This window comes from Mesorhizobium robiniae, assembly GCF_040545535.1.
In the GTDB taxonomy this organism is placed as follows: Bacteria; Pseudomonadota; Alphaproteobacteria; order Rhizobiales; family Rhizobiaceae; genus Mesorhizobium; species Mesorhizobium robiniae.
Window position 1 is genome coordinate 351,931 of sequence record NZ_JBEPMC010000001.1, and the last position, 23,277, is coordinate 375,207.

Sequence of the window (23,277 nt, forward strand, 5' to 3'; positions counted from 1 at the left end):
TTCATCTGGCCATTACGAAACAGACACAGTGCTGAACGTAGAACCGGCCAGATTGCTTTGGCCACGACCTGCCATTCTCGCAAAGGAGATTCCGATGTTCTCATTCACTCGGCGCGGCGCGCTTGGTATCCTCGGTGCAACCGCAGGCAGCATGGTGCTGCCGCGCTTTGCGATCGGTCAGGGCGCGCGCCCGTCCGTCACCATCGCGGTGCAGAAGATCACCAATAACAACACGCTCGACATATGGAACGAGCAATCCAATGTGGGCGAGCGGGTGTTCTTCCCCAATTTCTGGGAAGGGCTGATCCTGCGCAACTGGATGGGCAACCAGGGCCCGGTTCCCGGCCTCGCGACCGAGTGGAAACGCATCGACGATAAGACCGTCGAGCTCAAGCTGCGCCAGGGCGTGAAGTTCCACAATGGCGACGAGCTGACCGCCGATGACGTGGTGTTCAGCTTCTCGGCCCAGCGCGTTTTCGGCGACACGCAGCCGGTCGGCGGCAAGACGATCTTCGAGGACGACCACAAACCCGCGACGCCAAAGGAACTGCCTGCCACGATACCCGGCATCGGCCGCCGGCTGTGGCCCCGGCTCGCCGGCGTCGAGGCGGTAGACAAACACACGGTGCGTTTCCACAACGCGACCTCGGATGTGACGCTGGAGGGCCGCCTCTATGCCTTCGGCAGCCAGATCGCCAACCGCCGTGCCTGGGACGAGGCGGCGAACTATGTCGACTGGGCGCGCAAGCCGGTCACCACCGGCCCCTATTCGGTCGGCGAGTTCAAGCCGGACGTGTCGCTTACTCTCGTGGCCTTCGACGACTATTGGGGCGGTCGCCCGCCGCTCGAGCAAATCCGTTTTGTCGAGGTTCCGGAGGTCGCCTCGCGCGTCAACGGGCTTCTGTCTGGCGAGTATGATTTTGCCTGTGACCTGCCGCCCGACCAGATTCCCGCCGTTCAGGGTGCCCCCGGCTTCGAGGTGCAGGGCTCGACGATCCTCAATCACAGGGTTTCGGTGTTCAACACCCAGAATCCGATACTCGAAAACCCGCTGGTGCGCCGCGCCATGACCCATTCCATCGACCGCCAGGCGATCATTGAAGCGCTATGGGCAGGCCAGACGACGATTCCGGCCGGGCTACAGTTCCCCTTCTATGACGAGATGTTCGTGCAGGGCTGGAGGGTGCCGGATTATAACCCCGATCTGGCGCGCGAGCTGCTGAAGCAGGCCAATTACAAGGGCGACGCGATCCCCTTCCGGCTCCTCGACAATTACTACACGAACCAGACTTCGAACGGCCAGATCATGGTCGAGATGTGGAACCAGGTCGGCCTCAACGTGCAGATCGAGATGAAGGAAAACTGGGCGCAGATCCACGATCCGGCCGGCGTGAAAGGCGTGCGCGACTGGTCAGCCGGATGCGCTTTCAACGATCCTGTTGGCGGCATCGTCAACCAGTACGGTCCGAACGGCGAAGTCCAGCAGAAGAAGGATTGGACCAATGCCGAGGCCAATCAGATGGCCGCGATCTTGGAAACCGGCACCGACCGCGCCGCCCGCAAGAAGGCCTTCGCCCGCATGCTGGAAATCTGCGAGCGCGAGGATCCAGTCTATCAGATCCTTCACCAGAACGCGGTGTTCACCGGCATGAAATCGTCGCTGAAGTGGAAGGCCGCACCCGCCTTCGCCATGGATTTCCGCTCCACCAACTGGGCAAGCTGACCGTTCGCCATGAACCCGCTCCGGCAGGGAAACGCCCCGCCGGAGTTTTTTCTTTTCATGAGGTCCTTCGGGAGAGCGGAAGCGGATGGCGATGACAGCTGCAACGGCCAATCTGGTGGAACTGCGCAACCTGAAAGTCGCGTTCGACGGCGTGCAGGTGCTGCACGGCATCGATCTCGATGTTGCACGCGGCGAGGCGCTCGGCCTGGTCGGGGAATCGGGATGCGGCAAGTCGGTCACATGGCTGGCGGCGCTCGGCCTGCTGCCCGGGAAAGCAAGCGTTACCGGCTCCGTGCGCCTTGAAGGCCGCGAGCTGTGCGGCAGCCCGCGCAGCACGTTGGAGCAGGTGCGGGGTGGGCGGATCGCCATGATTTTCCAGGACCCATCGAGCTCGCTCAACCCGGTCCTGTCGATCGGCCGCCAGATCACCGAGGCGCTGGCCATTCATCGGGGGCTCCGGGGTGAGGCCGCGAAGACCGAGGCATTGAGGCTGATGGACATGGTCGGCATTCCCGATGCCCGTGGCCGTTTCGATCTCTACACGCATGAATTTTCCGGCGGGCAATGCCAGCGCCTGATGATCGCCATGGCACTGGCGGGCGAACCGGATCTGTTGATCGCGGATGAGCCGACCACCGCGCTCGATGCGACCATTCAGGCCCAGATTCTCGACCTCCTGATCCGGCTGCAGGCCGAGACCGGCATGGCGCTGGTGTTCATCAGCCATGACCTCGGCGCGGTGTCGCAGGTCTGCGAACGGGTTTGCGTGATGTATGCGGGCCGCATCGTGGAGGAAGGCTCGGTCGCGCAGCTGTTTTCCAGTCCTCGCCATCCCTATACGCGCGGCCTGTTCGACGCGATCCCGCGCATCGATGGCCCCCGAAAGCGGCTGATCCCGATACCGGGCACGGTGCCGAACCCGAAGATCCTGCCGCAGGGCTGTGCCTTCGCGCCGCGCTGCTCGCGCGTTACCGCTTTCTGCGAGACGTCGCCGCCCTCCCTCCTGCCGCAAAAGGATGGTCGCAAGCTCGCCTGCGCGCACCCGATCGGGCCAGCCGCAGTCGGCAAGGCCGACCGCAGGGTCCCTGAAGATTTGCTGCAATGACGCCGCTGATCGAAGCAAAGGAGCTGGTGCGCATTTACGCGCTTAGGCACGGACCCTTCTCCCGTCCTAGCTTTGTTCGCGCCGTGGAAGATATCTCGCTGTCGGTATTCCCCGGCGAAACGCTAGGCATTGTCGGGGAGTCCGGTTCGGGAAAGTCGACGCTCGGACGAATGCTGCTTGGCATCGATCCGGCGCAGGGTGGCGAGGTGCGCTTCGAAGGGCAGCCGATGCCGAGGCTCGGCACGCCGGAGTGGCGAGCGCTGCGCGCGAAGATGCAGCTTGTCTATCAGGACCCGCTGGCCGCACTCGACCGCCGGCAGACGATCGCGACCCAGATCGGCGAACCGCTGGACATCCATCGGATCGGGCCCAGGGAAAGCCGCGCCGGTCGCGTTGAGGAGCTGATGGCGGCCGTCGGCCTGCGCCCCGACCAGGCCGGCAGCTATCCGCATGAACTTTCCGGCGGGCAGCGCCAGCGGGCGGTGATCGCGCGTGCGCTGGCTGCAAGGCCCAAACTCCTGGTGTGCGACGAGCCGGTCTCCGCGCTCGATGTGTCGATCCAGGCGCAGGTGGTGAACATGTTGAGCGACCTGCAGCAAGAGAACGGCATCGCCATGATCTTCATCAGCCACGACCTGAAGGTCGTGCGCAACCTGGCCGACCGTGTCGCCGTCATGTATCTCGGCAGGATCGTGGAGGAAGCCTCCTCCGACGTGATTTTCCAGTCGCCCCGGCATCCCTACACCAAGGCGCTGGTTTCCAGCATGCCGATCCCCGGCAAGAAGCTGGAGGGGCGCGTCATCCTGCAGGGCGAGCCGCCCAATCCGGCCGCACGTCCGTCGGGCTGCGCCTTCCATCCGCGATGCCCCGTCGCCCGCGACGTCTGCCGCACGACAACGCCGGCGCTGCGGCAGATCGAGAAGGGGCGTACCGCCGCCTGTCATGTCGTGTCGGACAGCGCCGCAATGGCCGCCTGACGGAGCCCGCCATGATCCGTTTCGTTCTAGCGCGCGTTATGAGGGCCGTCATCACCATCCTTGCGGTGATGACCTTCGCCTTCGTCGTGCTGCGCATGTCGGGGGACCCGGCCGAGGTGATGCTGGGGCCGGACGTGCCGCAAACCGTCATCGACGCGTTCCGCAAGTCGTGGGGTCTCGACCAGCCGGTCTGGATTCAATATTTGGCTTACCTCAAATCGATCTTCACCGGCGATTTCGGCGTGTCGATGCGCGACAAGGCTCCCGCGCTGCAACTGGTGCTGGAGCGCGTGCCGGCCACGCTGCAATTGACCGTTCCGGCGCTCATCCTGAAGCTGCTGATCGGAATTCCGGCCGGCGTCTATGCGGCGCTGCACCGCCAGAGCTTCGCCGATCGCGGCGTGATCCTGCTGGCGATCCTCGGCTTCACCATTCCTTCCTTCGTCATGGGCCTGGTGCTGGTGCTGATCTTTTCGGTGACGCTGGGCGTGTTGCCTTCCGGCGGGCAGGAGACATGGATGCACGGGATCCTGCCGACGCTCACCATGAGCGTAGGCGGCATAGGCATACTCGCCCGTTTCTCGCGCAGCGCCATGATCGAGGTGATGGGCCAGCCCTATATCCGCACGGCATCGGCCAAGGGGGTGAAATGGCGCGACGTGGTGTGGAGCCATGCGCTGCCCAACGCCGCCGTGCCGATCGTGACCATCGTCGGCTTCATGGTCGGCTCGCTGATCGCCGGGGCGGTGGTGGTGGAATCGATCTTCTCCTGGCCGGGAATCGGCAGGCTGCTGATCGTTTCGGTCAGCAATCGCGACCTCGCCGTCGTCCAGTGCATCCTGCTCGTCGTCGCGGCCACCATGGTGGTGTCGAACCTCGCCGTCGACCTGCTCTACGGCTGGCTCGACCCGCGCCTGCGTTCGCCCGCGAGCCATTGAGGAGAACCGGCATGGCTTTGATCTATCCGGCGGCCACACGGCCAAACGCGAGGCAAAGGGCTGGGTTCCTGTCGTCCATCCGCCGCAACGTACCGCTGAGCGTCGGGCTGGGAATCCTGTGGCTGGCCGCGATGGTGCTGGTTGCCATATTCGCCGACCGCATCCGCCCCTATGGGATCACGCAGATGGATCTCACCAGCCGGCTTTCGTATCCCGGCACGATGGGGCACTTGCTGGGCACCGACGAACTGGGCCGCGACGTGCTCTCGCGCCTCATCCAGTCGATCCGCCTTTCGCTCGTCATCGCCTTCGGGGCGACGCTTCTTTCGGCCGTCTTCGGCACGGCGCTCGGCTTCGCCGCTGCGCAGTTCCGCGGTTTCGTCGAGCATCTGGTGCTAGCGCTGGCCGATTTCCAGGCGGCCCTGCCGTTTCTCATCATGTCGCTGGCGGTTCTGGCCTTCTTCGGTTCCTCCATGGTGCTGCTGGTCTGCCTGATGGGTTTTTACGGCTGGGAGCGCTATGCGCGCATCGCGCGGGGCCTTGCCATCTCGGCGGGCGCGCAGGGCTATGCGGCCTCGGTGGTGCAGCTCGGAGCCACGCCGGCGCGGGTTTACCTGCGCCACATCCTGCCCAATGTCGCCTCGACGCTGATCGTTTCGATGACGCTGACCTTTCCCGAGATCATCCTGATGGAAAGCGGCCTGTCCTTCCTCGGCCTCGGCGTCCAGCCGCCGGAGACCAGCCTCGGAAACATGGTCGGCTTCGGCCGCGAATATCTGACTCGCGCGCCGTGGATCATGCTGGCGCCCGCCCTAGTCATCATGCTCACCACGCTGTCCATCTCGCTGGTCGGAGACTGGCTGCGCGACAAGCTCGATCCCACGGTTCGGTGAGATGTTCAGCAATCCGAGGAGACGTCCGTGACCTTGATGACTGGCATGACCTTGATCACCGGCATGACTTTGATCACCGGCCATCGCGGCGCCCGCAATCTGTGGCCGGAGAACTCGCTTGCCGGCTTCCGCAACACGCTGGAGCTCGGCGTCGACGCCATCGAATTCGACGTCCACCTGACGGAGCCGGGCGAGCTCGTGGTCATCCATGACGCGACGCTTGAACGCACGACGGACGGTTTTGGGCCGGTGCGTAAGCTGACGCCGCAGGTGCGGGCAGGCGTAAAGCTAAAAGGCACTGACGAACCCATTCCAACACTGGCGGACGTGCTGGCCGTGCTTTCTTCCAGGGACGGACCGGGCCTGCATGTCGAGACCAAGATCGACGAAACCGGTACGCCCTATCCCGACATTGCCCGGCGCGTCGCCGAGGCGCTTCGACGCTTCGGCGTCGAGGACAGGACGCATCTGACCTCCTTCGACATTTCGGTTCTGGAAGACTGCCGGCGCCACGCGCCTGAGGTCGCGCGCCTCGTCTCCGTCAATGCGGACTGGGCCGAAAGACAGGGCGGCCTGGCGGCATTCCTTGCGCGCGTCGACGGCCTCGTCGACATCGTCGCCATCCATCACGAGCTGATGGAGGCGCAGTGGGAACTGGTCCGAGCCGCACTGCCGCTCGACCGGCTTTGCGTGTGGACCCTGAATGAGGAGGCGACGATCCGCCATTGGCTGGAACGGCGGATCGGCCGCCTGACATCGGACCGCCCGGACCTCGCCATCGCCTTGCGCTCCGCCATGATGACGGCAGCGCCACTCGAAGCCAATCCGGCCTGATCGCACCGATCGGCCACACAACGACAATGCCAATCTGGCCCAACCTGGAGACAAGACAAATGAGCAATCTTATCGCAACCGGCTTCAACGCGCAGTCTCGCGACGGCGAGCTGGACAGCCTTGAAGCCGATCTTCGCCGGCTTGAAAATATCGGCGTCGACACCGTCGAGCTTGCGCTGACCAGCATCGATCTTGTCGCGGGTGGCCGCATCATAAGGGAAAGGGCGGACAGGCTCGTGGCGTTGGCCGGCGCATTCCCCTTCCGCTACACGGTTCATGGCCTTGTCTCCTCCAACTTCATGGACCCAGCGACCTGCAGGTACCAGCTGGAGGCGGCCAAGGCGCTGGTCGAGCTCTGCGACCGGATCGGCGCCCGTATTCTCGTCCAGCACGGCGGCTTCCTGCGCGCCGACCAGCCTCTCTTGCGCGCCGATGCGGACCGGCGCGAGCGCGAGGCGCTGTCCGAACTGGCGGAATTCGCCAAGCCCTACGGCGTGCGCATCGCGCTGGAGAACATTTTCACCGCGGAGCCGGGGCAATACCGGCAGACGCCGGCGGAAGTGGCCGAGACCGTCAAGACGGTCAACCATCCCAATCTGGTCGCGCTGATCGACTTCAGCCATGCCTATCTCGAAGCGACCTATCGCGGACTGAACTTCCGCGAGCAGATCCGTGCCATGGCGCCGGTGGCCGGGCATCTGCATGTCCACGATTCCTTCGGGCGGCCACAGGGCTTTTACAAGCCCTACTTTCTGCAGGAAGCGACTGCGTTGGGTCTCGGCGACCTGCACATGCCGCTCGGCTGGGGCGATATCGCCTGGGAGGAGATTTTTGGCGAATTGGAGTTCCTGCCGGGAACAGTCCTGATGATGGAGATCGGCGAACGCTACCGCAGCGAGCAGCCAGCCAGCCTCGAACGCGCGAAACGCCTGATCGCGCTGAACGGCACGCGCAGTTCCATGGCAGCCGAGTGATCGGCCATTCATTTGATTTTGGCCTGAAGGACGTTGCAACGGTCGGGACTGTCTGGGTATCGTTGGCATAGGTCGAATTGAGGAGCAGCCGGCCGGATCGACCGGCGATGGCTCGTTTGGCGATGAGGACAATGATGGAGAGGACATGCGGCAAGCGCTGATCGTGTGGGGCGGCTGGGACGGACACGAGCCGGAAGAAGGCGCGCGCGTCGTCAAGACGATGCTCGAAGAGGAAGGGTTTGACGTGCGCGTCGAAACCACGACCGAGATCTTCGCCGACCCCGCTATCGCCGATCTGAGCCTGATCGTCCCGATCTACACGATGGCCAAGCTTGCCAAGAACGAGGAGCTCAACTTGACCAAGGCAGTCGAGGGCGGCGTCGGCCTTGGCGGCTATCATGGCGGCATGTGCGACGCTTTTCGCGAAGCCACGGAATACCAGTTCATGTGCGGCGGTCAGTGGGTGGCCCACCCGGGTAACATCATCGACTACCGGGTCGACATCACCAGGCGCGACGATCCCATCATGAACGGCATCGACGATTTCTCGTACCGTTCCGAGCAGTACTACATGCATGTCGATCCATCGAACGAGGTGCTGGCGACCACCACCTTCTCCGGTGAGCATGCGTCCTGGATAGACGGCGTGGTCATGCCCGTCGTCTGGAAGCGCCGGCACGGCAAGGGAAGGGTGTTCTATTCGGCGCTCGGCCACGTCGCCAAGGAGTTCGCGGTGCCTGAGATGCGAACGATATTTCGTCGCGGGCTGGTGTGGGCGGCGCGCTGAGGGCGCGTCGTCAGAATTTGACGCGGAGGTCTGCCTTGGCGCCATTGTCGGCGGCATGGGCGCCGAACTGGCCGGTATAGGACAGGCCAAGTGTCGCGTTGGTCGACATTTGCAGGTCGAAGCCGACCTCGACGACCGCAGCATCCTTGGCGAGGGGCACGCCGGCGATGGTAAAAGCATCGCCACCAGCGAAGGCGAAGGTCGAAACCGGCGTGACGTCGCCAAAGGCGTGGCGCCAGCCGACCATACCGCGCGCAGTGGCGTTCGTGCCGCCGAGCGCGAAGTCCGTCGAGGCACGCAGCCCAAGCGTGGTGAAAGTCGCCTCGGTGGTTGAACTGGCGCTGGTCAGCGCTGCAGCACCACCCTTTTCGGTGAAGCCGTCGGTATGCACGCTGACATAGGCGAGGTTGGCGAACGGCTCGAAATGGAAACGGTTGGCGGCCATTTTGTAGGCAAGTTCGCCGAACACCTGCGCAGTGCCGGCGTCGTAATCGGCCGACAGGGAGTCGGCCAAACCGTTGAAGGCGACCGAGCGTTGCGTCGAGATGCTGTTCCAGCTGTAGGCAGCACCGGTGCGGAAGGCGATGGCGCCCCAGTTGGTGCCGCCATAGAGGCCGATATGATAGCTGTCGGCGTCGCCGGAGGACTGGCGGTCGTCGGCGTCGAAGGACGAATGGCTGTAGCCGCCGAGGAGCCCGACGCGCCAGTCGCCGACCAGGCGATCGGCACCCATCAGCAACCCGCCAGTCGAGCGGTCGAAGGCGGCCGCATTGCCGTCCGAGTCCTTATCGCCCCACGAGCCGAAGGCCTGGCCCCAGACGGCGAAGCGGTCGGTGTCGGCCGCCACCATCTCCGGCCCGCCCTCGCCATAGGCCATAACAGGCAATGCGGCGGCGCCGGCATCACCGAACGCGGCGCTGATCCGGTTGGTGGCGGCGTCGCGGATGAAGCGGCTGTCTTCCAGCAGCATCCCCTTGACTGACGCATGGATCTCGCCCGACAGCTGGTCGAAGGCGTCGCGCGCTTCGGCGTCGGTCGCAAGGCTGGCGACGGCACCAAACAGCGGCCCGGATTCCGGAATGCTGTCGAGGCCTTCGCCCGTGGCGATCTGGTTGCGCGTCTCCCCGGCATCGGCGAAGTCGCGCGCCTTCAGCATTTCGAGATAGGCGTTGTTGGCGTCATAAGTATCCAACATGGCCAGGAAGGCGGGCAGGCCTGTCACCGAGCCGAACTCGCCGGTCAACCCACCGTCGGCGGTCAGCACCGTATAGTGAGTACCGACCAGCAGGCCGCCTAGCATGTTGACCGACAGCGTCGAGCCGGTGATGGTGGCGGCGCCGGCGGCATGAAGCAGATCCGACTGGAGTGCCGCGCCGATGTCGATGGCGTAGGTGGAGCCTGCTGCCAGCGTCACATTGCCGGAAAGCAAAGTACGGTCGCCGGCGCCGCCATCCTGCATGGTGAGACGGCCGGCACTCGACAGGGATTCGAGGCCGCTGAAAGCGGTCGTTTCGAGCGCTGCGCCGTTGCCGGCGGTGACGAGGGATGCCCCGGCTGCATTCACCACGCTGTCGATGCCTGCGCCGAACAGGCTGGTGCCGCCGGTTCTCCAGCTGGCGTTGTTGGTCACCAGGTCGGCGTAATCGCCAAGCTCCACCCGGCCGGTCAGCGCGCCGCCATTGGTGAGTGTCGTGGCGCCGCCGGCCGTGGTAATTGCCAGCGCCGTGGCAGTCAGGGCGCTGCTGTGCGTCGCACCAGCAAGGGTGATGCCGATCGCGTGGCCGGCGTTCGATGTCGCCGAAATCGCAGCGAGGTCGCCTTCGACCGTGCCGTTGGTGCTGATGGCGGTCCCGCCTGTACCGGCGTTGGACGTGAGGATGCCCATCGTACCCGAGACGTTGCCGCCGGTCACGCTGACCGCGCCCGCGCCCGCGGCCGCGGTCTGCTGGGCAACGATCGCCGTGTTGCCGGTGGACGTGACGTCGCCCGCTGTCACAGTGACGGCGCCGCCTGTCGACTTCGCAAAGATGCCATTGCCGGTGGTCGTGGTGATCGGGCCGACCGCCGTCACCGTGGTCGTGCCGGTGCCGAAGTTCTCGGCATCGATGCCGAAGCGGGCGTCGATCGATCCATTGGTTGTCACGTCGACATTGCCGGTTGCCGCGGCGTTGACGATCGCGCCAACAATGCCGGCATTGCCCGCCTGGACATTGCCGTCCGCAACGATGGTGACGTTGCCGGTCAGCGACTGCGCCTGGACGTCGATCGCGTCGCTCCCGGCCGTCAGCGCCGTGACCGCACCCGTGGTGACGCTGATGTCGCCGCCAAGGGCGGTATCGCGAACGACGATGCCTTCGCCGCCGGTCGAGCTGCTCGCGCCCGAGATGTCGACCGTGACCGTGCCGGTGCCATTGTTGAAGATGTTGGCCGCGTCGCCGGTCCCGCCGACAAACCCACCGGCGCCTGTTACCGAGATGTTGCTGCTGCCGCCGAACAGCACCAGGCCGTTGGTCACGCCGGTCACCGTATCGGCGATGCTCACGCTAACCGCGCCGTTGCCGGCCACGTTGATGCCTTCGCCGGCGGTGCCGGTGACCGTGCCGTTGGCGGTGATGCCGATCGCGCCCGTGCCGTTGTTGGTCACCCTGATGCCGATCGTGCCCGAGACGTTGCCTGTGGTCACGTCGATCGCGCCCGCGGTCGCCCCGATCGGCTCGGCGATGATGGCAATGGCGCCGGTCGACGTCACATCGCCCGCTGTCACCGTGATGTTGCCGCCGTTCGACCGCGCAAAGATGCCGCTGCCGGTCGTGGTGATCGGGCCGACCGCGGTCACCGTGGTCGTGCCGGTGCCGAAGTTCTCGGCATCGATGCCGAACCGGGCGTCGAGCGAGCCATTGGCGGTCACGCTGACATTGCCGGTTGCCGGCCCCGGGAGCATCACCGCCACCACGCCGGCATTGCCCGCCTGGAGGTCGCCATTGGCGACCACCGTGACATCGGCGGTCGCCGAGTCGGCCAGGACGTCGATCGCGTTCTTGCCCGCCGTCAGCGCGGTCACCGCGCCCGTGGTGACGCGGATGTCGCCGCCGACATCAGTATCGCGAACGACGATGCCACTGCCGCCGGTCGAGCTGCTAGGGCCCGAGATGTCGACCGTGACGCTGCCTGCGCCATTGTTGAGGATGGTGGCCGCGTCGCCGGTCCCGCCGACGAAGCCGCCGGCGCCGGTCACCGAGATGTCGCCGCTGCCGCCCGTGCCGCCGACCAGCGTCAGGCCGTAGGTCGCGCCGGTCACGGTGTCGGCGACATTCACGGTCACGGCGTCGTTGCCAGTCGCCTTGATGCCCTCCGCAAGCGTGCCGGTGACCGTGCCGTTGGCGGTGACGGTGACGCTGCCCGTGCCGCTGTTGGTTGCCTCGATGCCGGTCGTGCCCGAGACGTTGCCGGCGCTCACGTCGATGGCGCCCGCACCGGCCAGGGAGACCTGCCGGGCGATGATGGCCGTGTTGCCGGTGGAGGTGACATCGCCGGCGTCCACCGTGACGGCGCCGCCGGTCGCCAGGGCGAAGATGCCATTGCCGGTGGTCACATTGATCGGGCCGACCGTGGTCACCGTGGTCGAGCCGGTGCCGAAGTTCTCGGCGTCGATGCCGAACCGGGCGTCGATCGATCCATTGGTTGTCACGTCGACATTGCCGGTTGCCGCAGCCGGGAAGATCGCCGCCACCACGCTGGCATTGCCCGCCTGGAGGTCGCCATTGGCGACGACCGTCACATCGGCGGTCGTCGACTGGGTCTGGACGTCGATCGCGTCGCTGCCGGCCGTCAGCGCCGTGACCGCACCCGTGGTGACGCTGATGTTGCCGCCGACAGCAGTATCGCGCACGACGATGCCTTCGCTGCCGGTGGAGCTGCTCGCGCCCGCGATGTCGACCGTCACCGTGCCCGAGCCGTTGTTGACGATGTTGGCCGCGCCGCCGGTGCCGCCGACGAAGCCACCGGCGCCGGTCACCGAGATGTCGCCCGTGCCGCCGGTGCCGCCGACCAGCGTCAGGCCGCGCGTCGCACCGGTCACGGTGTTGGCGACATTCACGGTCACGGCGCCGTTGCCGTTCGCATTGATGCCCTCCGCAAGCGTGCCGGTGACCGTGCCGTTGGCGGTGACGGTGACGCTGCCCGTGCCGCTGTTGGTTGCCTCAATGCCGGTCGTGCCCGAGACGTTGCCCGCCGTCACGTCGATCGCACCCGCGCCAACCGCGCTGGTCTGCCGGGCGATGATTGCCGTGTTGCCGGTGGAGGTCACGTCGCCTGCCGTCACCGTGACGGTCCCGCCGGTCGACTTCGCAAAGATGCCGTTGCCGGTGGTCACATTGATCGGGCCGACCGCCGTCACCGTGGTCGAGCCGGTGCCGAAGGTCTCGGCATCGATGCCGAACCGGGCGTCGATCGAGCCATTGGTTGTCACGTCGACATTGCCGGTTGCCGCAGCCGGGAGGATCGCTGCCACCACGCCGGCATTGCCCGCCTGGAGGTCGCCGTTGGCGACCACCGTCACATCGGCGGCCGTCGACTGGGTCTGGACGTCGATCGCGTCCCTGGCGACCGTCAGCGCGGTCACAGCACCCGTGGTGACGCTGATGTCGCCGCCGACAGCAGTATCGCGCACGACGATGCCTTCGCCGCCGGTGGAGCTGCTCGCGCCCGAGATGTCGACCGTGACGCTGCCTGCGCCATTGTTGAGGATGTTGGCCGCGTCGCCGGTGCCGCCGACGAAGCCACCGGCGCCGGTCACCGAGATGTCGCCCGTGCCGCCGGTGCCGCCGACCAGCGTCAGGCCGCGCGTCGCACCGGTCACCGTGTCGGCGATATTCACGGTCACGGCGCCGTTGCCGTTCGCATTGATGCCTTCGGCGCTCGTGCCGGTGACCGTGCCGTTGGCGGTGACGGTGACGCTGCCCGTGCCGCTGTTGGTTGCCTCGATGCCGGTCGTGCCCGAGACGTTGCCCGCCGTCACGTCGATCGCACCCGCGCCAACCGCGCTGGTCTGCCGGGCGATGATGGCCGTGTTGCCGGTGGAGGTCACGTCGCCCGCCGTCACCGTGACGGCCCCGCCGGCCGTCCGCGCGAAGATGCCATTGCCGGTGGTCACATTGATCGGGCCGACCGTGGTCACCGTAGTCGAGCCGGCGCCGAAGTTCTCGGCATCGATGCCGAACCGGGCGTCGATCGAGCCATTGGTTGTCACGTCGACATTGCCGGTTGCCGCAGCCGGGAGGATCGCCGCCACCACGCCGGCATTGCCCGCCTGGAGGTCGCCGTTCGCCTCGATCGTCACGTTGCCGGTCAGCGACTGGCTCTGGGCGTCGATCGCGTCCCTGGCGACCGTCAGCGCGGTCACATCGTTGGTAATCACCGAAATGCCGGTGCTGGTCGCCACGTCTCGGACTGTGATGCCTTCGCCGGTCGCCGCCGAGACATTGCCGGAGACAGTGATGTCGACCGAACCGGCACCGCCCGTCTGCGTCACATCGAACGCGTTGCCGGCGCCGTTGTTGATGATGCTCCCGCCCGTGTAGACGATCGGGCCGCCGGCCGCCGAGACCGACAGGGCTGCTGTGCCGCCCGCGGTGGGCGTGTTGCCGGCGTCGACGCTGATCGTGCCATTGTTGGTGACGGTGACGCCGCCGGTGCCGGCGTTGGAAAACGCAAGGCCATGCCCACTTACCGTCGTTCCCGCATCGACAGTAAGGGTGATCAGCCCGCCGGACGAACCATCGTAATAGCGGTCGTCAGGCGGGTTGGTGGGATAGGTCGTGTCGGTGGTGGAGGTGGTGCCGCATTGGACAGTGACGCCGGCGACGGTGCAAGCCGCCCAGGCCTGTCCCGGGGCTAGCAGGCTCGCACCTGCAGCGGCGACGATGCCGATGGCGGATCGCAGCGCAAGCTGGCTCGCCTGCGCGCGCAGGCTCCTCCGCAAGGCCGAAATCGTGGATGTCCGTCCGGGAAGCGAAGTCCCGGCGGGATTCTGAACACACACCATGACTCTGCCCCCTCGTGCAGCCAATTCGTGCGACTCCGGAGCAAGCCGAAGCTTACGACTTGTAGTGGGTAGCCTTGAGGAGTGTCAACTGAGCCGGGCTCCCAGCACAGGGGAATCGCTTCAGGTCAATAAAACGTTGCTAGAGGCGCTGTTTGGACTCGACGTCTCGGAATTGGCTACGCCGGGTCAAGCCGCACGTCAGATCTGAGCTGGAGCTTTGTGAAGGATGGCGACGCCGAAACCTGAAAACACAAAACCCGCCTCGTCGGCGGGTCGTTGGCGCGAATCAGCACCATGAATAAATTCCTAGCATAACTGCCGTCACAAAGCAATTGATTTCGGGCCGTGACGTGGCCAACCGCTTCAGGTTTGCGCCGCCGACATCGACAATTGGCCTGAAGCGATTGTCCTGCGCTCGCGCTTCCCGCCGGAGCGAACGCACCGTCGTATCATCGGGCAATGCGGCGCAGGGCCAAGGCAGCGACAGTGGTGGCCGCTGCCAGAAGTGGCAGCCAGGCTTGCGGATCGCCCATGGCATGGAGCGTCAAGCCGCTGAGCAGCAGCCACAGCAGCGGGATCGGAAACAGCAGCGGCACGGGTCCGCTTGCTGCAAGCAGGACGCCGAGCGTCGCGATCGCCGTCGGGTCCGGCGCGATGCCGAAGATTTCGGCGCTCGCCCATGGCCGCCCGAAGAGCAGCGGCAGCAGGGGATAGACGACGAGGCCAACAGCTATGAGCAGCAGCCCGAACCGCCCTGCGATGTCGCGCCGGTCAAAGGCGAGGCCGCCGTGTGCGCCGCCGATCGTCAGCAGCAATGCCTGCAGGCCGAAGGCCGGGGCGACATAGGCGATCGCCCAGTTGATCACGGCATAGCGGCTCCACAGGAAGGACCAGCCGACGGAAGCAAAGAGCGCGGCGAGGATGAGCGCAATCCAGAGACCATGGCGACGCGGCCGCCTGAGCATGAGCAGGACAATGGCAAGGCCGCCGGCGAGCGTCAGGAGATGCAGCGGCCAGAATGCAGCATTATGCAACTCGAACATGCGCCAGTAGACGCGCGGCGAGAAGAGCAGGAAATCCTCCAGCCGGTAGGTCCACCATTCCGACATCTAACCAGGTTCCGCAAAAGTGTCCCACGGTTTTGCGACAAGAACCTGCGACAAACAACAGAATCTGAGCAGGCATTCGTGGGCGGGCCACAAATGCCTGCTCAGAGGTCCCTGATGTAAGCCGCCATCCGCTCGCGCATGGCCATGTCGGGGAGGGGACCGGCCGCGGCCATCATGTTCTCGCGCACATGGTCGACGCTGGTCGTGGCGGGGATGGCGACGGTGACGGAGGGGTGCGAAACGATGAATTTTAGAATGAACTGCGCCCAGCTCCCGGCACCGATCTCGGCGGCCCAGTCCGGCAGCGTCTCGCCTTCGAATTGGCGCGTCAGCGCGCCTTGCTGAAACGGCCGGTTGACGATGACGGCCATGCCGCGCTCGGCCGCCAGCGGCAGGAGCCGCTCCTCCGCCTCGCGGTCGACGACGTTGTAGGTGAGCTGCACGAAGTCGAGCGGATGCGTGCGCATGATCTGTTCGAACAAATCGTGCCGCCGTCCTTCGGACGTCGTGATGCCGACGTAGCGGATGCGTCCGTCCGCCTTCATGGCGGACAGGGTTTCGAGATGCGCCTCCCAACCGACGAGGTTATGGACCTGCACGAGGTCGAAGCGCGGCACACCCCAGAAGCGGCGCGACTGCTCGATTTGCCCGGCTCCGTCGGTGGCGGAGGAGGTCCAGACCTTCTCGGCCGAAAACAGCGCTTCGGGCTGGCCGAGCTTCTCGAGGCCATAGCCGATCACCGGCTGCGAGGAGCCGTACATGGGCGAGGAATCGATCATGCGGCCGCCTGCCGCGAAGAAGGCCGCGATCACCTCGGCGCATTCGTCGCGCAGCACCGGATCGTCGCCGACATTGAAGGTGATCCAGGTGCCGAGCCCCACTGCGGGAATCATCTCTCCCGAAGAGGGTACGGCCCGCATAACCGGCGCAGGCGGCGCGCCGGGCGCGGTTCCCGGCAACACGAAAGCCGCTCCCGAAGTGGCGGCAGCCTTCACGAATGTCCTGCGATTGATGATCATCGTCTGCCGTCCTTGTATTCCCGAACCACAAGAATGGTTTCGGAGGCCGGCCTTCGCAAGGCCGATCTACCTGGAGGCGGCCCCTGTTCTGACGTGATGGCGCTGGCGGGCATATTTCACGCAGGCGTCTACCGTGCTGACGCAGAGCGCATCGCGGTGGTTCGTCGTATTGTTGTCGCCGGCGTAGGCGACCTCGGCAACACGGCCATCGACCATTCGAATTTGCGTGTTGCAGTAGCCGCCAGGATTGACATTGACGGATCCTCCGACGGTCGGAATAGCACCCACCGCCAAAGTTGGAATCACGACGTTGAGATTGCCGCGTTGAACGGTACGCTGATAGGTCCAGATCTGGCCTGATCCGCCCGCATCAGCGGTGGCAGTCGGAAAGCCGGCGCACATTCGAACGTCCGCCTCGCTAAGACCGACCATCTCTTTGCGGGCTGCCGCCGTCGTTGCGTCTTCCTTCGACATGGTCGACGTGTCGTCAGGGGCGACGCAGGAAGACACGATGAAACTGACGGCCAAGAGAACGAGAAGGACAGGCTTTCGGATGCTGGAAAATATCATACCGACTGTGATGATTTGCGCTGGCCCCGCCATCCTAGTTAGGCAAGCGGACAATCGAGTCAACCTGCACAACTTCACGATGTCGTTGTCGCGCCGCTCGCTTGGACATTGACAGCTGGTATCGGTTGTGGGGCGATCTGCGCGCCGCCAGGTTCAACTGCAACGCCGGCTTTGCATCGAGGTACTGGCTTTGCAGCAGAGCCTTGCAGAAGATAGGAGCAATTGCCGTGACTAGGACCGACCTTTCCGACATCTACCGGGACTACATTGCCTGCCTGAACGAGCAGGACTGGCCGAAGCTGGGACAGTTCGTTCATGATGAAGCGATCCACAACGGCCGGCGGATCGGATTATCCGGCTATCGCGAGATGCTGGAGAAAGACTTCGAGGAAATCCCGGACCTTTATTTCAACATCCAGATGCTTGTTTCCGATCCGCCTTACATAGCGAGCCGGTTGGGCTTCGATTGCACGCCAAGGGGAACGTTCCTTGGCCTCGATGTGAACGGGAAGAGGGTCTCCTTTGCCGAGAATGTATTCTATGAATTTCGCGGCGAGAAGATCGTGCAAGTATGGTCGGTTATAGACAAGGCGGCCATCGAAGCGCAGCTCGATGGATTCCGAGCCTAGCCCTGCTGCTTGCGCCAGGCCTGGTATTCCTCCTCCACCTCCTTCGTCAGCGGGTAGTACTTCCTGAGGTCGCCGCCCTGCGACAGCCGGTAGCGGGCGAATTCCTCCCACGACGCCGTCATCGTCGGCAACAACGATGTCGCCAGGCATGACCAGCGCGTTGCCGCAGGCGATCGGCACATTGACGGCGAAGGGGATGATGTTCGTCTGTGCGTGGTAATTGGGCGTGACGCCCTTTACCCAGATTCCGATGTCGATCTCCCTGGCCCCGGGTTTATTTTGTTTGAAGTCTCGGCTTCTCAAGGAGGCCAATGGAACCACAACCTGCCGCTGGGGTTCTACTTCCAAGGAAGGAGGTCGCCATGAATGGTAAGCTGCAAGACAAGGTCGCGATCGTAACGGGCGGCGGAACCGGCATCGGCGAAGCGATCTGCCTCAAATTCGCGCGCGAGGGCGCCAAAATTGTCGTCAACGGTCTGCCCGATGACCCGATCGAGGACATTGTCGCTGAAATCCTGGACGATGGCGGCGAGGCAATCGCCTTTGCAGCCGACGTCTCCGATGAAGCTCAGGCGCGCGATTGCGTGGTTGCTGCGGTGGACCGTTTCGGTCGGCTGGACGTGCTCATCAACAATGCAGGCGTTCTGCTCGTCAACGCCGAAACTGATGACATGCCGACAGACAAGTTCGACGAGCATATCCGCTGCAATGTTCGCTCGGCGTTCCTGATGACGAAATACGCCTTGCCCTATCTCCGCAAAACCCGCGGCGCCATCATCAGCGCCGGCTCGGAAGGCGGCGTCAACGGCCAGCCGCGGAACACTGTCTATGGCGGTACCAAAGGTTTCCTGCACGCTTTCATGAAAGGCGTCGCCGTCGAGCAGGCGCAATACGGCGTACGCGCCAGTTGCGTAAGCCCGGGTCCGATCGATACGGCTTGGACGCACAAGGAAACTGGTGCCGTCGATGAAGAAGTCGAGAAGGCGCTGATCACGGCCGTGCCTTTCGGCCGTCGCGGTACGCCGGAGGAAGTTGCCAACGTCTATGCGTTCTTAGCCTCGGACGAAGCGAGCTACGTCACTGGCGCCGTCTGGCTGGTCGATGGCGGCATCACGCCGGCCAAGGGCGCGGTCGGCGCGATGGCGAAGGGCGAGGTCGCCGCGCCGCCGCCTATCACGCTTGGCCTGCACCATTCGCATGACGGGAACCGCAACAAAGACATCATGAAAATCCAATAGCATACCCGCTTCCGCGCCTCCGAACTGCGTTGCTCGTTGCCGTGCGCGTTCGCGGCATGGGCCGACCTGCCTGAATGCATGAACGCTGCGGCGGTGGATCGATTGGAGAAGCAGCTCCCGGAAAGTCGCCTTTCAGTCTTTCCTATCCGGCCTTGACGATACGAAATCCTTCGAGCTCTGCGACGATCGGCAGGCGTCGCACTCGATGCCTGGAAGAGCGGCGATGTGCTCCGGCCCGGGTCGCCGGCAAGAGACCACACCGCCCGCGCAATTCTGCCTGATTTTTCAACTACTCGCCGACGGAAATCGCGTCGAGCCCAAGAGGGAAACTATGCCGGGTACCTTGAAGCCATCTGAAGCGCCCAACCTGCTAGGGGTGCAAAAGGCAAGAAAACGTGCCCTATTTGCAATATTGTTCTTGATTGCCTGCACTTTGCCTTTCGTTCGGTCGGTATGGGATTGGCAGGGGCCGGTTCAAGAATGGATCGAAAATGTTGGCTTTTCTCTAGTGCTGCTTGCCATAATCGGCCGCTGCTGGGCTTCACTTTACATTGGAGGACGCAAGGTACGGGAACTGGTAACCCATGGCCCGTTCTCAATCGTCAGAAATCCTCTTTATGTGTTCTCTTTTGTTGGCGCGATCGGGATGGGCGCGGGGAGTGGAAGTCTGACTATTGCGACCCTCTTCTTCGTTTTGTCATTTGTTGTCTTTCGCCAGGTCGTGGCCCGTGAAGAGGCAGCGCTTCGCGCGATTTTTGGCCAAGACTATATCGAATACTGCCGTAGGGTTCCCAGGTTTCTTCCCAAGATTAGCCTGTGGAACGCTCCCGAGAGGCTTGAGATCGAGCCGGCGCGCGTGATCAGGACTTTGTTCGACGCAGCGCCCTTTGTGCTCGCCATGCCACTGTTCGAGCTGTTGGGAGAACTTCAGCTGAGGAGCATTCTTCCGGTGTTTTTACATCTGCCCTGAGGCCAGAAATCCGGAGATCAGGAAAGTCGCCTTTCAGGCTTTCCTATCCGGCCCTGACGATACGAAATCCTTCGAGCTCTGCGACGATCGGCAGACCCTTCCATCGTTCTATGTCGTGCAGCACGATCAATTGCCCAAGATCGCCGCCGATTTCGGTGTTGATGCGGTCGATGGTTTTCAGCTGCTCCCAGACGCTACCGACGGCATTGTTCAGCGGCGCGTAGACGCCGTCGTGCTTGTGCCCGGTGAGCTGGCGCTTCGAATAGACACAATCGCCGGAGATGACCAGTCTGCCGCGCGCGGACTGGACGATGACGAACTGCTGCCCGATCGTGTGGCCGCTGCCCAGCCGCACATGGACGCCCGGCAGCACATCGTCCTTGTCGCCGTCGATCAGCGAGACGCGGTGATCGACCGATGCATCGAGAGCGGCGCGCAGCGTATCGGGATCGATGATCGCGGTGAGATAACCGAAGCGCGGCGGCAATGCGATCGCCTCATACCAGGAGAGCAACTCGCTTTTCTGGATGTGGAGATTTGCATTCGGGAACTCGGCGATCGATCCCATATGGTCGAAATGCGCATGGGTCACAAAAATGTCGGTGATACCGCCGGGTCCGATGCCAAGCTCGGCCAGCATGCGGACCGGCGAGACCCAGTAGGGAATGCCAAATCTCAGCGAGAAGGCGTCGCTCGATTCCTGGATGAACCCGGTGTCGACCAGTACGTTGCGGTCGCCGCGCCGCAGCAGGACGAAGGAGAAGGGAAGATCGACCTTGCCGTCGTCATACATGCCGGCGACGAGATCCACCCAGGGCTGCTGCCGAGATCGGGCGAATTCGATGACATAGACCTCCCAAGGCGTGGTTTCGTTTGTCATCGCTTTCTCCTTCAGCGTTCCGCCAGCGAGCGGCCCAGGCTTGCCATGCCTACGGCAATGATCAGGATGGCGCCCTGCAGCATATATTGCGAGAAGGTCGGGGCGCCGAAGATGTTGAGGCCATTGAAGCCGAAGGCAATGATGAGGGCGCCGACCAGCGTGCCAAGCACGTGGAATTCGCCGTCACGCAAAGTTGCCGAGCCAAGGAACACTGCCGCGAATGCCGTGAGCAGGTAGGAGTCGGCAGCACTTGCCGTGCCGCTGCCGAGCCGCGAGGCAAGCAGTATACCGGTGAGAGCGGCGCACATTCCCGAAATGACGAAGCCGAGGATCTTGATGCGATCGACATTCACCCCGGCAAGGCGGGCTGCCACGGCATTGCCGCCGACGGCCTGGATCTCCTGGCCGAGCGGCGTCCGCTCGACCAGGAGCCAAAGTCCGCCGAGAACGAGGATCATGACGATGATGTTGTTGGGGATGCCGGACAGCCAGCGGCCAAGGGAAAGCTGGAGAAATGCCTCCGGCACGCCGGCCACAATGGGAACGCCGGCGGAATAGGCGAAGGCGAGGCCAGTCAGGATGGTGCCGACGCCGAGCGTCGCAATAACCGAATTGACCTTTACCTTGGTGACGATGAAGCCGTTGACGAGGCCGATCACCGCGCCCAATGCGATGACGATGACCACCGCAAGCGGGATCGGCAGCTTGTCGTGGACGACAAGGCCGGTGATCAGAATGCCGTGCAGGCTGGCGGCGAAGCCGATCGACAGGTCGAGTTCGCCGACGACCACGGCAAGCGTCAGCCCGCCGGCAATGATCATGGCCAGCGAGGCCTGGTTCAGCACATTGGTGAAATTGCCCACGGTGGGAAAGGCTCCCGGCGACAGGATCGAAAATGTGACGATCATCGCCAGAAGTCCGATGATTGTTCCGTAGCGGGCAAAGATACCGAGCGCCGCCTTGGCTCCGGGCGACAGACGCCGGGCGCTAATCGCAACATCGCTCATGCGGGATGATCCTCCATCTGGGCTTCCGGTTCGAGATAGCTTGCTTCGACGATCGCCTTTCGCGACACCGCCGGACCGGTCAGCTCGCGAACGATGCGGCCTTCCGCCATCACCAGAACGCGGTCGCATAGCTCGGGCAGCTCGTCCGGTTCCGATGAAATCACCAGAACCGCCATTCCGGCCTCGGCTTGCTGGCGGATCAGCCGGTGGATCTCGGCGCGCGCTCCGATATCGACACCTCGCGTCGGCTCGTCGAGGATCAGCACTTGCGGCGTGCGCTGGAGCCAGCGGCCGATCGCCACTTTCTGCTGATTGCCGCCACTGAGACGGCCAACGGGCGTGCTGGCGTTGCGCGCCTTTATCGATAGCGACCGGATCATCTCGCCGGCCATGGACGTGCGGGCGCGGCGGTTCATCAGCGGCAGGTAGCGGCCGTGCACCAGCTTGTCGAGATTGGCGATGCCCAAATTGAAGGCGATGCTCTTGGAGAGAAAAAGCGCTTCCGCCCGGCGTTCTTCCGGGACCAGCCCGAGCCCGGCCTGGACGGCCGCTGCAGGGGAGGCGGGCGCATAGGGCCGGTTCGCCAGTATCATCTCGCCACTGTCCGGCCGGTCCGCTCCGAAAAGCAGCCGGGCGAGTTCGGTTCGCCCGGCGCCGACAAGGCCGCCGATGCCCAGCACTTCGCCGGCATGGAGCTGAAGGCTGACGCCGCGGACTTTTGGCGCCCGCGTCAGCTTCTTTGCTTCCATCACGACATCGCCGCGAGCCCGTGTGGTGGCTGTCCTTTGAACGTCCCGAATTGCGCCGCCGACGATTGCCTCGACCAGCGCAGGCCGATTGAGCGCGTCTCCGGCGAACTCGGCGACGGAGCTGCCGTCGCGAAACACCGACACGCGCGTGCACAGGTTCAGGATCTCGTCCAGCCGGTGCGAGATGTAGAGCACGGCCACCCCCGACGCGGAAAGATCGCGCACGATGGCAAACAGCCGTTCCGCTTCACTGGCGGCAAGCGATGCCGTCGGCTCGTCCATGACAATCAGCCGCGCCTTGCGCACCAGGGCGCGGCAAATATTGATCAGCCATATCTCGGCAGTCGAAAGACCTTTCACGCCGGCGTTGAGCGGTGCCGATATGCCGACGCGCCTGGCGATGGGTGCTACGTCGCGCGCGATCGCGCGCCAATCGGTCAGCCCAAAGCGCGTTTTCTTCGGCACGCCCAGCATGATGTTCTGCAGCACGGTCATGCCCGGTACAAAAGCAAGCTCCTGATGAATGAAGCTCATGCCGAGCTCGGTCGCCCGCTGCGGCGTGCCAATCTCCTGGCTGTGGCCGTCGAGTTCGAGACGACCGGCATCGGGTTGGTTCAACCCGGCCAGGATCCGGATGAAGGTCGACTTGCCCGCGCCATTGGCACCGACGAGCCCGTGGACTTCACCTGATGCAATGTCGAGCGAGACGCCCTTCAACGCCTGTGTGCCGCCGAAGGCCTTTGCGATATCGCGCGCGACCAGGAACGGGGTCGCTATTTCGGCGCCGCCTGGCTGCGGCGCATTCCTTGTCAACATCGCCTCCAAACCAAGC

The 23,277-nt window shown here is 64.3% G+C and carries 19 protein-coding genes and 1 pseudogene; 11 read left to right on the forward strand and 9 right to left on the reverse strand.

Going from position 1 to position 23,277, the window contains the following annotated elements; all coding sequences use genetic code 11:
- Positions 1-94 precede the first annotated feature (94 nt).
- From ABID19_RS01665 to ABID19_RS01700, 8 genes are all read left to right on the forward strand, one after another.
- Positions 95-1,723, forward strand: a complete 1,629-nt coding sequence (locus tag ABID19_RS01665) for an ABC transporter substrate-binding protein (RefSeq protein WP_354487484.1) — start codon at positions 95-97, stop codon at positions 1,721-1,723.
- Between the two features lie 91 nt (positions 1,724-1,814).
- Entirely contained in the window at positions 1,815-2,828 is a 1,014-nt protein-coding gene (locus tag ABID19_RS01670) for an ABC transporter ATP-binding protein (protein ID WP_354487485.1), read from the forward strand.
- Complete coding sequence (locus tag ABID19_RS01675) at positions 2,825-3,805, forward strand: ABC transporter ATP-binding protein (RefSeq protein WP_354487487.1); 981 nt, start codon at positions 2,825-2,827, stop codon at positions 3,803-3,805. Before ABID19_RS01670 ends, ABID19_RS01675 begins: the two co-directional genes overlap by 4 nt.
- Positions 3,806-3,816: 11 nt before the next feature.
- On the forward strand, positions 3,817-4,743 hold the full coding sequence (locus ABID19_RS01680) for an ABC transporter permease (RefSeq protein ID WP_354487489.1): 927 nt from the start codon (positions 3,817-3,819) through the stop codon (positions 4,741-4,743).
- 11 nt (positions 4,744-4,754) lie between these two features.
- On the forward strand, positions 4,755-5,636 hold the full coding sequence (locus ABID19_RS01685; RefSeq protein WP_354487491.1) for an ABC transporter permease: 882 nt from the start codon (positions 4,755-4,757) through the stop codon (positions 5,634-5,636).
- A 63-nt stretch (positions 5,637-5,699) separates the two neighbouring features.
- On the forward strand, positions 5,700-6,470 hold the full coding sequence (locus ABID19_RS01690) for a glycerophosphodiester phosphodiesterase family protein (protein WP_354488266.1): 771 nt from the start codon (positions 5,700-5,702) through the stop codon (positions 6,468-6,470).
- A 59-nt stretch (positions 6,471-6,529) separates the two neighbouring features.
- Positions 6,530-7,444, forward strand: coding sequence for a TIM barrel protein (locus tag ABID19_RS01695; protein WP_354487493.1), 915 nt, complete (start codon positions 6,530-6,532; stop codon positions 7,442-7,444).
- A gap of 145 nt (positions 7,445-7,589) precedes the next feature.
- Positions 7,590-8,231 (forward strand): ThuA domain-containing protein, encoded by a 642-nt coding sequence (locus ABID19_RS01700; RefSeq protein ID WP_354487494.1) that lies wholly within the window; start codon positions 7,590-7,592, stop codon positions 8,229-8,231.
- Positions 8,232-8,241: 10 nt separating this feature from the next.
- Here ABID19_RS01700 and ABID19_RS01705 read toward each other — a convergent pair whose 3' ends face one another.
- From ABID19_RS01705 to ABID19_RS01720, 4 genes are all read right to left on the reverse strand, one after another.
- Positions 8,242-14,211, reverse strand: a complete 5,970-nt coding sequence (locus ABID19_RS01705; RefSeq protein WP_354487496.1) for an autotransporter outer membrane beta-barrel domain-containing protein — start codon at positions 14,209-14,211, stop codon at positions 8,242-8,244.
- Positions 14,212-14,723: 512 nt separating this feature from the next.
- Entirely contained in the window at positions 14,724-15,383 is a 660-nt protein-coding gene (locus ABID19_RS01710) for a DUF6064 family protein (RefSeq protein WP_354487497.1), read from the reverse strand.
- Positions 15,384-15,484: 101 nt separating this feature from the next.
- The gene (locus ABID19_RS01715; RefSeq protein ID WP_354488268.1) at positions 15,485-16,303 is read right to left on the reverse strand and encodes an aldo/keto reductase; all 819 of its coding nucleotides are present in this window, start codon (positions 16,301-16,303) and stop codon (positions 15,485-15,487) included.
- A 165-nt stretch (positions 16,304-16,468) separates the two neighbouring features.
- Positions 16,469-16,876: a hypothetical protein gene (locus ABID19_RS01720; protein ID WP_354487498.1), complete on the reverse strand. Its 408-nt coding sequence runs from the start codon at positions 16,874-16,876 to the stop codon at positions 16,469-16,471.
- 323 nt (positions 16,877-17,199) lie between these two features.
- Between ABID19_RS01720 and ABID19_RS01725 the strand changes: the two genes are divergently transcribed.
- Positions 17,200-17,601: an ester cyclase gene (locus ABID19_RS01725; protein ID WP_354487500.1), complete on the forward strand. Its 402-nt coding sequence runs from the start codon at positions 17,200-17,202 to the stop codon at positions 17,599-17,601.
- On the opposite strand, the gene ABID19_RS01730 is transcribed toward ABID19_RS01725, so the two are convergent.
- Together ABID19_RS01730 and ABID19_RS01735 are read right to left on the reverse strand one after the other, a co-directional pair.
- Positions 17,598-17,732, reverse strand: coding sequence for a hypothetical protein (locus ABID19_RS01730; protein ID WP_354487502.1), 135 nt, complete (start codon positions 17,730-17,732; stop codon positions 17,598-17,600). The two genes, ABID19_RS01725 and ABID19_RS01730, sit on opposite strands and share 4 nt — an antisense overlap.
- Before the next feature lie 37 nt (positions 17,733-17,769).
- Positions 17,770-17,922: pseudogene (locus ABID19_RS01735) on the reverse strand (hypothetical protein); the annotation flags it as partial.
- A 41-nt stretch (positions 17,923-17,963) separates the two neighbouring features.
- On the opposite strand from ABID19_RS01735, the gene ABID19_RS01740 reads away from it, so the two are divergent.
- Both ABID19_RS01740 and ABID19_RS01745 read left to right on the forward strand, forming a co-directional pair.
- Entirely contained in the window at positions 17,964-18,839 is an 876-nt protein-coding gene (locus tag ABID19_RS01740) for an SDR family NAD(P)-dependent oxidoreductase (protein ID WP_354487504.1), read from the forward strand.
- A gap of 331 nt (positions 18,840-19,170) precedes the next feature.
- Positions 19,171-19,809, forward strand: a complete 639-nt coding sequence (locus ABID19_RS01745; RefSeq protein WP_354487506.1) for a methyltransferase family protein — start codon at positions 19,171-19,173, stop codon at positions 19,807-19,809.
- 43 nt (positions 19,810-19,852) lie between these two features.
- On the opposite strand, the gene ABID19_RS01750 is transcribed toward ABID19_RS01745, so the two are convergent.
- Genes ABID19_RS01750 through ABID19_RS01760 form a run of 3 tightly spaced genes read right to left on the reverse strand, consistent with a single transcriptional unit; the run spans position 19,853 to position 23,261 of the window.
- Complete coding sequence (locus ABID19_RS01750; protein ID WP_352931307.1) at positions 19,853-20,689, reverse strand: N-acyl homoserine lactonase family protein; 837 nt, start codon at positions 20,687-20,689, stop codon at positions 19,853-19,855.
- Positions 20,690-20,700: 11 nt separating this feature from the next.
- Positions 20,701-21,696, reverse strand: a complete 996-nt coding sequence (locus tag ABID19_RS01755; protein WP_354487507.1) for an ABC transporter permease — start codon at positions 21,694-21,696, stop codon at positions 20,701-20,703.
- On the reverse strand, positions 21,693-23,261 hold the full coding sequence (locus tag ABID19_RS01760) for a sugar ABC transporter ATP-binding protein (protein WP_354487509.1): 1,569 nt from the start codon (positions 23,259-23,261) through the stop codon (positions 21,693-21,695). Before ABID19_RS01760 ends, ABID19_RS01755 begins: the two co-directional genes overlap by 4 nt.
- Between the last annotated feature and the right edge of the window lie 16 nt (positions 23,262-23,277).